The sequence below is a fragment of the Agarivorans sp. genome, from assembly GCF_050295395.1.
Classification (GTDB): Bacteria; Pseudomonadota; Gammaproteobacteria; order Enterobacterales; family Celerinatantimonadaceae; genus Agarivorans.
Map to the genome: position 1 here is coordinate 1 of NZ_JBNKPP010000139.1, position 11087 is coordinate 11087.

Annotated in this window: 10 protein-coding genes and 1 pseudogene; 7 read left to right on the plus strand and 4 right to left on the minus strand. The window is 45.0% G+C overall.

Translation table 11 applies throughout. The features are described 5' to 3' along the window. A pseudogene (locus ACQY6Q_RS08310) lies at positions 1–435 on the minus strand (hypothetical protein); the annotation flags it as partial. A gap of 237 nt (positions 436–672) precedes the next feature. Here ACQY6Q_RS08310 and ACQY6Q_RS08315 point away from each other — a divergent pair. Beyond that, positions 673–1980 carry a Na+/H+ antiporter NhaC family protein gene (locus ACQY6Q_RS08315; protein WP_427980103.1) on the plus strand — a complete coding sequence of 436 codons (1308 nt, stop codon included), beginning with the start codon at positions 673–675 and terminating at the stop codon, positions 1978–1980. Positions 1981–2009: 29 nt separating this feature from the next. Here ACQY6Q_RS08315 and ACQY6Q_RS08320 read toward each other — a convergent pair whose 3' ends face one another. After that, a complete protein-coding gene (locus tag ACQY6Q_RS08320; protein ID WP_427980106.1) occupies positions 2010–3743 on the minus strand; it encodes a GNAT family N-acyltransferase in 1734 nt (577 codons plus the stop codon). A 132-nt stretch (positions 3744–3875) separates the two neighbouring features. Between ACQY6Q_RS08320 and ACQY6Q_RS08325 the strand changes: the two genes are divergently transcribed. Together ACQY6Q_RS08325 and ACQY6Q_RS08330 are read left to right on the plus strand one after the other, a co-directional pair. Next, positions 3876–4340, plus strand: a complete 465-nt coding sequence (locus tag ACQY6Q_RS08325; RefSeq protein WP_427980109.1) for a DUF6942 family protein — start codon at positions 3876–3878, stop codon at positions 4338–4340. 195 nt (positions 4341–4535) lie between these two features. Then, positions 4536–5087, plus strand: a complete 552-nt coding sequence (locus ACQY6Q_RS08330) for an acyl-homoserine-lactone synthase (RefSeq protein WP_427980112.1) — start codon at positions 4536–4538, stop codon at positions 5085–5087. On the opposite strand, the gene ACQY6Q_RS08335 is transcribed toward ACQY6Q_RS08330, so the two are convergent. Beyond that, positions 5069–5530: a DUF4902 domain-containing protein gene (locus ACQY6Q_RS08335; RefSeq protein ID WP_427980115.1), complete on the minus strand. Its 462-nt coding sequence runs from the start codon at positions 5528–5530 to the stop codon at positions 5069–5071. The two genes, ACQY6Q_RS08330 and ACQY6Q_RS08335, sit on opposite strands and share 19 nt — an antisense overlap. Positions 5531–5684: 154 nt before the next feature. Here ACQY6Q_RS08335 and ACQY6Q_RS08340 point away from each other — a divergent pair, with 154 nt between their 5' ends. Both ACQY6Q_RS08340 and ACQY6Q_RS08345 read left to right on the plus strand, forming a co-directional pair. Continuing rightward, entirely contained in the window at positions 5685–6389 is a 705-nt protein-coding gene (locus ACQY6Q_RS08340; RefSeq protein WP_427980117.1) for an autoinducer binding domain-containing protein, read from the plus strand. 357 nt (positions 6390–6746) lie between these two features. Further along, positions 6747–7418: a trimeric intracellular cation channel family protein gene (locus ACQY6Q_RS08345; protein ID WP_427980119.1), complete on the plus strand. Its 672-nt coding sequence runs from the start codon at positions 6747–6749 to the stop codon at positions 7416–7418. A gap of 118 nt (positions 7419–7536) precedes the next feature. On the opposite strand, the gene ACQY6Q_RS08350 is transcribed toward ACQY6Q_RS08345, so the two are convergent. After that, positions 7537–8667, minus strand: coding sequence for a phosphoserine transaminase (locus ACQY6Q_RS08350; RefSeq protein ID WP_427980121.1), 1131 nt, complete (start codon positions 8665–8667; stop codon positions 7537–7539). Between the two features lie 343 nt (positions 8668–9010). Between ACQY6Q_RS08350 and ACQY6Q_RS08355 the strand changes: the two genes are divergently transcribed. Both ACQY6Q_RS08355 and ACQY6Q_RS08360 read left to right on the plus strand, forming a co-directional pair. After that, a complete protein-coding gene (locus ACQY6Q_RS08355; protein WP_427980125.1) occupies positions 9011–9487 on the plus strand; it encodes an NUDIX hydrolase in 477 nt (158 codons plus the stop codon). A gap of 118 nt (positions 9488–9605) precedes the next feature. Beyond that, the gene (locus ACQY6Q_RS08360) at positions 9606–11072 is read left to right on the plus strand and encodes a multiheme c-type cytochrome (RefSeq protein ID WP_427980123.1); all 1467 of its coding nucleotides are present in this window, start codon (positions 9606–9608) and stop codon (positions 11070–11072) included. Positions 11073–11087 lie beyond the last annotated feature (15 nt).

Below are 11087 nucleotides of genomic sequence, written 5' to 3' on the forward strand. Positions count from 1 at the left end.
ATCGCCAGCACTCGCTTTAAGGCCATAATCTACCGTACTATCAGCCCAAGCTAGCATTTCTCTTTCAGCATTGAGTAGTAAGGCTTGCTCGTTACCACTAAGTTTACCTAAGGCTAAATAACGCTGTTGCAGCGCTTCCAATAGTGCAGCCAACATTGACGACAAGCTAGCTAGTTGCTGCTGTTGAGCTTGTTCAACCAAATCCTGTAATAGGCTCTCAGCTTCGCTGAGTGCAATCGCATTGCCGGTATTGAGATAACTGTTGACCTTAGCCACTAACTGGCTATTAAACTGAAACTTTAAAGCTTGATATCGTTGTAACTGCTGATTTGAAGTCGATATTTTTTCCAATGAAAAATACAGGGCAATAATTAATACGGCGCTTACTGTAAATAAAGCAAAAGCCGACACTCTCGAGAATCGTGAAACTCGCATAAGATCTCCATGGCCTAGCTCAATGAGTGAAAACGGAGAACCCCTTATACACCCATTGAACATCAAACTAGGCGCAACCATATTGCTTTTTTATGACGAATTTATTACGAACAACATTAGCAATGCGCTATTTTATCAAGCCAAGATAAAAAGAAGTAAAGACGTTTAGCCATCTAGATTGACAGAGCTCTATAAATCATTACACTAGGCCGATGTTTTTTATTAGAGTATTATTCAATGTCTTCAAAGAATCCCGTTGAAGCCCCAGCTTCAGCCTTGGCTCTCACGCCAATAGTTCTGTTTTTAAGCCTGTTTATTGGAGTTGGTAGCTACCTGCATTGGCAAGGTGTCGAGTTTGCCTTCTACCAACTCCCCGCGCCCATCGCCATTATTCCCGCCGTCGTATTGGCACTGGTATTAAGCAAAGACAAACTTAATCACAGTATTGAGCAGTTGGTAGGCGGAATGGCAAACCACAACATCATCACCATGTGCATAATTTACCTTCTAGCCGGGGCATTTAGCAGCGTGGCCAAGGCTAGTGGCGGTGCCGAGGCGGTAGTTGCTTTGGCTCTTAACGGAGTCCCTTCGTGGTTTCTATTACCCGGTATTTTCATTGTTTCTGGTTTAATTGCCACCGCAATGGGAACCTCAATGGGCACCATTGCCGCAGTGGCCCCTATTGCCTTAGGCATTGCTCAAGCCGCTAACATAGACCCGGTATTTATGGCGGGTGCGGTGCTGGGGGGAGCCATGTTTGGCGACAACCTATCAATTATCTCCGATACTACGATTGCAGCCACCCGAACTCAGGGTTGCGCGATGAAAGATAAGTTTAAGCAGAACCTAGGCATAGCCATTCCTGCGGCCCTAATTACCATAGCACTGCTATTTATTGCCAATGACAGCGCTCCAATTGAACCACTCACAGTAGAACAACCACTAAGCGCCCTGCCTTACTTAATCATTCTGTTAATGGCAGTGGTTGGAGTAAACGTATTTGTGGTGCTATTCAGCGGAATCATACTGGCTGGGGTCACCGCCATGCTTAGCAGTGAGTACAGTACATTAAGCTTTGCCAATGACGTTTATACAGGCTTTACCGGCATGCAAGAAATCTTCTTATTATCGCTATTTATCGGTGGTTTAAGCGCATTAATGCGCCATCAAGGCGGGCTTAATTTCATTCAGCAAAGAGTCAATCGCTGGGTAAACCAAGCTAGCTACAAGAGTTTTTCAGCGCAAATTGGCATTGCTCTAATTACCGCTCTTAGTAATCTAGCTGTAGCCAATAATACCGTAGCGATTCTATTGGCGGGCGACATCACCAAACAACTTGCTCAGCAAAACAATATTTCAGCCGCTCGCAGTGCCAGCTTAATGGATATATTCGCCTGTGTAATCCAAGGCCTTATCCCTTATGGTGCCCAAGCCTTGTTACTCGGTTCTCTATTTGCGCTTAGCCCATTAATGGTGGTGAGTAGCGCTTGGTACCCTATGGTACTGGCGGTAGTGGCCTTGGTAGTGATGTTAAAAAGAAAATAAGTTTAAAACTCAGGGGGCATACCGTCCCCTTAGAGCCCTTCCTGCGAGCTAAGGTGAACGTCAATATAACGCGCTTTTTTCTTCGCTTTTAGCTGTTGTAAATCCACCAGCACCAAGCCGTCGATGCACTGGTTAAAATCGGGGTCCACATTAAAGTCAATAAATTGCACACCACCGGGATGGCACAACTCAGTATATTGCTTATAGAGCGTAGGAACGGCGCTCCCCATCGAGGCCAAGGCACTCTTTAGCTGAGCAAAGTCGCTCTTGTAATCATCTCCACTAAAGGTGACTAAACGCGCTTCCATTGGGCAACAACTCAACTGATAAGGCTGACGAGAACGCGCATACGGCTTAACGGCAGGAAAGTAACGCCGATAAAAATCAATAAGGAGATCTCGCCCCGCCTCAGGCATGGCCACGCTAATGCTAACGGGACCAAACAAGTAGCGATATTGCGGGTGGCGAGCTAAGAAAGCGCCAATGCCCAACCACAAGTAATCTAAACTGCGTTTTCCCCAATATTTCGGCTGCACAAAGCTACGCCCAAGCTCAATGCCCGCCTCCAAGAAGTCACAGTCTTGCACTTTATAGTCAAATAGAGAATGGCTATACAAAGCGCTAATGCCGTGTTGTTCAATTAAACCTTGGGTATCAGCAAAACGGTAGGCACCCGCTATTTCCAATAACTCGCTATCCCATAAAATAAGATGCATATAGTGGCGATCATATTTATCGGTATCACTCCGTCGTCCCGTTCCTTCGCCAACGGCACGAAAAGCAAGTTCTCGCAGACGGCCGAGTTCAGACAGTACAATCGGTTGGGTATTACCATAACATAAGCAAATTCTCTTACCATCAGGCGTCTCGCCTAACTGCTCTAGTTGCTCGACCGCCTTCTTTAGATCGAGCCGCTGCTCGGGGTGGGCAATCGCTGCTTCAGTCTGAAATAAGCCTCTCTTATTTTTGCCAATACGGTATAGGTGCCTCTTAATTAACTGTGCTTGGGTAGCCCGATCTAGACCACTAAAAGCGAAGCTTTTAACTGGTATTTGCTCCCCCACCACCATAGATAAAACTTTGTTTTCATGATAGAAAAGCTCTTTAACTAGCAACAAAGTTGACAAGGGGCGATAGACAATAGAGCTTAAATAAAACAACTTACTATTTTTCGCTTTTACACAAATGGGCAACAAGGGGGTATGGGTTTTCTTGGCGATGCTAATGAAGCCTTTGTTCCATTTACCGTCTTTCACTTTCAAACCTTTTAAGCGAGATACCTCGCCCGCAGGGAACATAATCACCGCCCCTTCCTGCTCCAATAACGACTTAATGGCATTTAGCTGCTTGCGCTGACTATTACCGCGCATATTGTCCACTGGCAGTAACAATTCACCTAAGGGGTGAATGGCTGATAATAGCTCATTGGCGACTATTTTTACGTCTTTACGAACTTGGCTAACCAAATGTAGCAGTGCGAGACCGTCAATAGAACCAATCGGGTGATTGGCCACAATTACCACCCGTCCTTCACTGGGAATCCTCTCGCGTTCATTTTGACTCACTCGATAACTAATATTGAGTTCGGCAAATACCTGTTCAATAAAAGCGACACCGGTTAAATGAGGGTGTTTTTCGGCAAAGGCTTGAAACCTATCTTCAAATAAAATCTTAGAAAAAAACCACTTTGCCAAGTTATACCGGCGAGGATGCCGTGCTAGGCTTGGGTAATGTTGGTCAAGCAGCTGCTGAGCTGAAATCATCGTTCTCTCCCTGTTTTGGCTCAAAGGCTAGGAGTAAAACATGACAAACGAGCAACAGTTTTGTGGCAGTTAAATGACAGGCTTAAGCCCCTGCAAGGCACGAATTAATACAGAAATAAGGAAAAGCTAAGCATGATAATCGGCAGTGCTACTCCACGAGTGGTGTTATACCTTAATACCGATATGCCAGAGTTAGGAGCAGCACTAAGCGAGCTGCCTAAAGCTCTTTTGTGCCAGTCTATTTTGACCCACAACAACAATAATTGGCGCAAAATACTGACTATTTTCGCCAAACTGACCGCGCCAAATGACGACTGGCGAGAATATTTGCAACAGCAGCTATTACTAGAACAGCAAATTAATTTAACCACTCAACTAGTAAACAGCGCACATTGGCACCTCATCGCCGGTAAGAAAAATTGGCCACGGTTTGAGCCAAATCTAATAAATGCCCTCTCGCAAGAGACTAAAAAACACTTTTTTACTGCTAGCAATCGTATTTATACCCCCTACCCAGACTACCGACAATTCCCCAACGCGATAGTGGAAAACTGTAGGCAACAATTATTAAGTAATATTAAAACACTAGTTAGCTAATTGAATTTTAACAGCTTTATATTTAGCAACAACAACTACACAAAAAAACAAACTAATGACAATAAAATCAATAAAATCAATAAAAACAAGGCCATAGGTGAAAATTTTAGTATTTACTAGCTGTTATAGTTAACAGTTTAAAAAACAAGCAGGCTGGATTGTACTCATAGCATCACCACTCAGGGAGAGATGCTAATGGACTTCATAGACGGCGTTGCAGAACAACTTTCAGCTACTACCTTTCAACACCTAAATCACTATCGCCATCAGGTCTTTGTAGAAATGCTTGGTTGGGAGCTAGATACTCCTGAAGGCATTGAGCAAGACCAATTTGATCATCAAGACACTATTTATGTCGTGGCTAAAAATCAACATGACCACATTTGCGGCTGTGCCCGACTACTGCCCACCACTCAGCCATACTTATTGGAAGAGGTGTTCCCGGAACTACTGAACGGTCTAGCTTGCCCCAAGCAGGCTGATATTTGGGAACTGTCTCGCTTTGCCGCAGTAGACTTTGATAACCACCAAGAAGCACCAACTCAACTGATGTCAAAACAGGCGCTATCGCTACTAAATGCTTCGATAACATGTGCCAAAAAACACGGCGCTAAACGACTAATTTCGGTCTCACCGCTAGGTATAGAGCGAATGCTGCGCCACGCAGGTTTCCGCCATCACCGTGCTGGCCCACCAAAGATAATCAATGGTTACGCCTTATTTGCCTGCTACATAGATCTCATGTAATCAATATTCATTGGAGATTCTTGGTAACGTTGCAAAATTGCAGCAGTGGTTGTCGGCTGCCATAGCATGTTATCGATCAACTGCAACAGCAGTTGGTCGTTTCTTTTAGGGCTCACATCAAAGCCATCTTCTTGCAACTGAAGATTGCTTCGAGGGAAACCTTTTACTTGGCAATGCATACGACCGTCACTCCATACCCAGTGCCAATCCCAACCCACAGTGATTGCGCATACATTTTCAAATAGCCACTCGGTATATCCGCCATATCGCTGCTCGGTAAGCCCTTCCTGCGCCGGATTGATGTTATCCAAACCGGAAATAACATGCTTTAAGTCGAGCACACTAAGTTGCTCGTAAGTTAGCCTGATCAAACCATCGTCATCTGGAACAACAGTGTAGTGTGCTGAATCTAAAATAGTTTTTCTACTTGCCCGCTTATTCATAATTATATTTGTTTTTTTTGAACTCTACCTCATCAAAGCACCTCATTAGCTCCCTATCAATTGTCAACATTGACAGTTGCGTTATACTGCTAGTTAACCAGTCATAAGATTTATGCGGCTTCATCGCATATACCGAGGAAGTGATAGCTAGCACATGGAAGCGTGGTTGGAAGAACAGTTCTGCTTGTTAGAAACAAGAGGTACAAGCGAAGACTTTTTTGCAGAGTTATTAAAAGTTACCAGCGCTCTAGGATTTGATTTCTGTGCCTATGGCATTCGAATGCCTTATCCCTTATCAGCGCCGCGCACCGAGATGCTAAACAACTACCCCAAACCTTGGCAGCAGATTTATCAACAAAAAAACTACCTGCAAGTAGACCCCACTGTACATCACGGCTTAAGCTCGCAACTGCCTATTGTTTGGAGCGACCAAGTTTTTTCTAAAACACCTGAGCTAATGGAAGATGCCCGCTCGTTTGGCTTGGCATACGGCTGGGCGCAATCCTCACGACAAGCCAATGGTACTGTTGGTATGCTCACCCTTGCCCGTTCGTCGGAAATGCTAGGCCCTAGTGAACTGGCTCGCTATCGCTATCAATTGTTGTGGCTAACCCAAGTAAGCCACCAAGGGTTAGCCTCTAGAATATGCGCTGAAAAATTTGAGATACCCGATTTAAGTCAACGAGAGTTAGAAATGCTTAAATGGACTGCCGATGGCAAAACCGCAGAAGAAATTGCGCTAATTCTTGGCATTACGACTCGGACTGTTAATTTTCATATCAGTCAGGCAATGCGTAAACTAGACGTAGTCAATAAAACCGCTGCCACCGTAAAAGCGGCGCTGCTAGGATTAATTTAACTAGGGTTTGTTGATCTTTCGAGATGTTATTTGCAGCAGTTTGTGGGGTTTTTATTCAAGGCAGAGGCTTTGAAATGTAGAGATTCTACCTGATAAGCCGATAACGCAACAGAAAGCCTCCACAAACGCTGCCCGAAGGGTTCTGCCAAAAGCGTTATACTCTTTGTTGAACGGTGTTTTGCTTAGAATGCTAAACTACAAACCTATCGCCACAATTCAAACGCTTTTATCTAGAACAAAAATTAACCGAGAAAGGTCAACAAGCCCTAAATTATGCCTATTTTATAGTTCTTGCTTTCCATTACTTTAGCTTATTGCACTATAATGCGATTTGCTCTCCATTTATCTTGAACGAACATGACATTTAACCTCGATTTTCACACCGCACTCTATCAATTTGGCCTGATTGCTGTGTTTGTCTTCGCCCTTACCGGGGCGCTTACGGCGGCTAAGAAAGAATTAGATATTTTAGCCTTTGTGTTCGTTGGCATCGTCACTGGGATTGGAGGTGGTACCATTCGTGATTTGTTATTGGGCACTGCACAAGTATTTTGGATAGCCGACCCCAGCTATCTTAGTGTATGTATCGTTGCCTCAATCATGACCTACTTCTTTGCCCATTGGGTGATCAAAATTGACCGAATATTGTTATGGATGGATGCCGCGGGAATAGCCTTATTTGCGGTATTAGGTACCGGCAAAGCCTTGAGTTATGAGGTGGCCCCTTTAGTCGCCATTTTAATGGGAGTGATGAGTTCAACACTAGGCTCGGCGATTCGCGACCTCATGCTGCAAACCAAGCTAGTCATTTTTGAGCCTGAGATCTACGTTACAGCCTGCTTACTCGGCAGCTTAAGCTACGTGGTCCTAGATTTATTTGGCGTGAGTGAATTACCTAACATCTTAATCTCTAGTGGCGCCGCCTTTATTCTGCGTATACTCGCTATCGAACTCGATTTACGTTTTCCCAGTTTTAAGCTGAGCAAATTACAAAACCGGGAGATTCGCAAACAACAGCACAAACCCTAAACCCCACCCTTTCTGGTGCGCTTAGCCTATCAAAGCCTCAGTGGAGTACTCATAGGAAAAAGCAAACAACGCATCAACCCCGCTGATGCGTTTAACAAGCGAAATCATTAATCGCAGACTAAACTCGCTTATCTCCTCCACACACTTTCTGATAGGCCCAACTTAACCAGAGCAATAAACGGCGTAAATCCTCTTGCTCTACCGTTGCACCACACCATATGCGCAAACCTGCGGGAGCATCACGATAAGCCCCTATATCGTAAGCCACTTGTTGTTGCTCCAATAAGCCAATAATCGTGTCCACCTGCTCAGCTGTGGCTTGGAGCGTCAGGCACACACTGGTATTAGAAATAGTCTCCGGCTGCTGAGCCAAAAACGCTATCCATGGGTGAGCACTAACGAATTGGCTAATTTGGTGAAGATTCTGTCGTGACTTCTCAATACTCGCAGAGAGACCACCTAGCGATTCAAGCCAACGGAGGGCATCGATATAGTCCGCCACACATAACATCGACGGCGTATTAATCGTTTCGCCTTTGAATATCCCTTCAATGAGCTTCCCTCCTTGGGTCAGTCTAAAAATTTTTGGCATTGGCCAACTCGGTTGATAATTTTCTAAGCGTTCTACAGCACGAGGACTAAGAATAATCACGCCATGCGCACCTTCCCCACCCAACACTTTCTGCCAGCTATAGGTAACAACATCTAACTTTTGCCAATCTAAGGGCATGGCAAACACTGCAGAGGTGGCATCACACAGGGTTAAGCCACTACGCTGACTGCTGATCCAATCTGCATTGGCTAGCGCCACACCGGAGGTAGTGCCATTCCAAGTAAAAATACAATCATGTTCAGGGTCGGCTTGGCTAAAATCGGGTAGCAAACCGTAATCGCTATGGAAATGATAAACCTCAGCTAACTTCAGTTGTTCACTGACATCTAAAAACCAGCCTTTACCAAAAGACTCCCAACTAAAAACATCCACCGGTTTAGGGCCTAACAAAGACCACATAGCCATTTCCATGGCGCCAGTATCAGACCCAGGAACGATGCCTACTTTGTAACCTGGCGGCAAGTTGAGAATCTGCTCGGTTAATCTAATTGCCTCAGCCAATTGAGCTCTACCCACTTGGCTACGATGGGAACGCCCCAAGGTATGCAGCTCTAGCTCACTCAATTGATAACCAGGGCGTTTAGCACAGGGGCCAGAAGAAAAGTTAGGACATTGGGGTTTTAACAGCGGTTTCATTAATCATCCCTAAGAATAAATGGCGTAACTCGAAGCAATCCGAGTAAAACCCAGTATAAGCGAGCAATGTTTGCTAAAAAATGACCTAAGACCATTTTTATTTACCAATGAAAACTTCATGATAAGTGAACAAGCAGAGCCCTAAAACAGCATTAAACAGTGACCGATATTGACAGTGATAGCTTATTGCTAAGCCAAGCCTATCACTAAGCAAGTTCAACCATATTGTTTAGCTCTTCTAATTAAAGCTAAAGCTCGCTACTATCAATAACAGCCTATTCAACCTTTAAACGAGCTTATTCTGTCTTCGATACAATTTTGCCCCCGTTGCGCCCAGCCAGAACTGCAAGCCCTAGGTCCCAAGCAGTGGCGTTGTCAGCACTGTGATTTTTGTTACTTTCATAACACCGCTTCCACAGCTGGAGCCTTGATTATGCATCAACAAGAGTTGCTATTGGTGGAACGGGCTATCGAGCCCCAAAAAGGACATTGGGATCTTCCCGGCGGTTTCATCGAATATAATGAAAGTCTCGAACAAGGCCTTGCAAGAGAGTTAAAAGAAGAACTCAATCTAGATATTCAGCCCGAACAATTTAATTATTTTGGCTCCTTTGCTAACCAATACTGTTATCAAAACGTGCTGTACCACACTTGTGATAGCTTTTTTATCTACTGCCCATCTAGCAAACCCGCACTCGAAGCCAAAGACGACATCGCCTCTTGGCAATGGCACCCCTTGTCTCGGTTACCGCTGGATAAAGTTGCCTTTAGCTCAGTGCTGCAAGGTCTCAAAAAACTAATTCAACAGACCAAGCCCTAATGTAACAACATATTTACATAAATTTGACCTAGCTCTCACCATTAAGCCCTATTTTTACTATGGTTAAGTTGCTCAACAATTATCAACTTATAGCAGGAAGCAATAAGAGGGCTCAAGCATGGATACGCACCCCCATCGTTCAATCATTATTACCGCTTTATTAAGCTTAACTGCGGCACTTTGTTTAGTTGTCTCCTTTACTAGTTTGGCTGAACCTAAAGCGCTAGTACTGAAACCATTCAAACAACTTAGCCAAGACAGCGCCGAATGCGCAGCTTGTCACAAAGAACAAAATCCCTCTATCTACGCCCAGTGGGGGCGATCTAAGCATTACGGTGCCAATGTGGGCTGTTACGAATGCCACCAAGCTAATCCTGAAGATGTGGACGCCATTACTCATGAAGGTAAAACCATTTCGGTCATCGTATCTCCTAAAGATTGTGCTAACTGCCATACTCAAGAGGTCGACGAATTTGCCAAAAGTCACCATGCTAAAGCAGGACAAATCATTGGTTCTTTAGATAACTTCTTGGCTGAAGTGGTGGAAGGCGCGCTCACCTTTAATGGCCAATCGCCAGCAGCAGTTAATGGTTGCTGGCAATGCCATGGCGCCGAAGTCAAAGTCTTAGAAAACGGTGATTTAGACCCTACCACTTGGCCAAACACCGGCATTGGCCGAATCAACCCTGACGGTTCCTTAGGAGCCTGTACCGCTTGCCATCAACGCCACGAATTTTCCATGGAGCAAGCCCGACGCCCAGAAGCCTGCGGCAAATGCCACTTAGGCCCAGACCATCCTCAAAAAGAGATTTACGAAGAGTCAAAACACGGGATTAATTTCTACGCTAACGTAGACAGAATGAATTTGGATTCGGCCAAATGGATTGTCGGTGAAGACTACGACTCATCGCCAACCTGCGCCACTTGCCACATGTCGGCCACCCGTGAGCTAGCGGTAACCCATGATGTGGGTGACCGGATATCCTGGACCTTGCGTCCCGCCATCTCTGAGAAAATTGACGCAAAAGCTAAAGCACAAGGTTTAGCGGTCAAATCTTGGGAAGATCGCCGCGCCGACATGATGAACGTATGTCAGTCCTGTCATACCAAATCAATGATCGACAACTTCTACCAGCAATTTGATTCTTTAGTTAATTTATATAACGACAAGTTCGCCCGACCAGGTAAAGCACTAATGGATGTACTAAAAGAGGAGAAAATGCTTACCGACATTGGCTTTGATGAAGAAATTGAATGGACGTGGTTCTACCTATGGCATCACGAAGGCCGCCGCGCTAGACACGGTGCAGCCATGCAGGCTCCAGACTATGTACAATGGCATGGTTTATATGAAGTCGCCGAACGCTTCTATATTGAGTTAGTGCCACAGTTTTTAGAAGTAGTGGAAAAAGCAGAGCACGCAGGCAATTCCGAAGGCGCCACCAAAGCCCGCGCCATTTTAGCCGAAATTCTAGAGCGACCTGAACATGCTTGGTTCAGCGGTAAAGAGCCCGAGGAAGTCAAAAAGGCCCGCCAAGAAGCCCAAGCAGCCTTTAAAGCACGCTACCTTAGCGAAACAAAATAGCCTTGCGTTGGGAGC

Coding starts and splice junctions, on each gene's coding strand:
- ACQY6Q_RS08345 (WP_427980119.1), top strand. CDS start 6,747: ATGACATTTAACCTCGATTTTCACACCGCACTCTATCAATTTGGCCTG.
- ACQY6Q_RS08340 (WP_427980117.1), top strand. CDS start 5,685: ATGGAAGCGTGGTTGGAAGAACAGTTCTGCTTGTTAGAAACAAGAGGT.
- ACQY6Q_RS08350 (WP_427980121.1), bottom strand. CDS start 8,667: ATGAAACCGCTGTTAAAACCCCAATGTCCTAACTTTTCTTCTGGCCCC.
- ACQY6Q_RS08360 (WP_427980123.1), top strand. CDS start 9,606: ATGGATACGCACCCCCATCGTTCAATCATTATTACCGCTTTATTAAGC.
- ACQY6Q_RS08335 (WP_427980115.1), bottom strand. CDS start 5,530: ATGAATAAGCGGGCAAGTAGAAAAACTATTTTAGATTCAGCACACTAC.
- ACQY6Q_RS08320 (WP_427980106.1), bottom strand. CDS start 3,743: ATGATTTCAGCTCAGCAGCTGCTTGACCAACATTACCCAAGCCTAGCA.
- ACQY6Q_RS08330 (WP_427980112.1), top strand. CDS start 4,536: ATGGACTTCATAGACGGCGTTGCAGAACAACTTTCAGCTACTACCTTT.
- ACQY6Q_RS08315 (WP_427980103.1), top strand. CDS start 673: ATGTCTTCAAAGAATCCCGTTGAAGCCCCAGCTTCAGCCTTGGCTCTC.
- ACQY6Q_RS08325 (WP_427980109.1), top strand. CDS start 3,876: ATGATAATCGGCAGTGCTACTCCACGAGTGGTGTTATACCTTAATACC.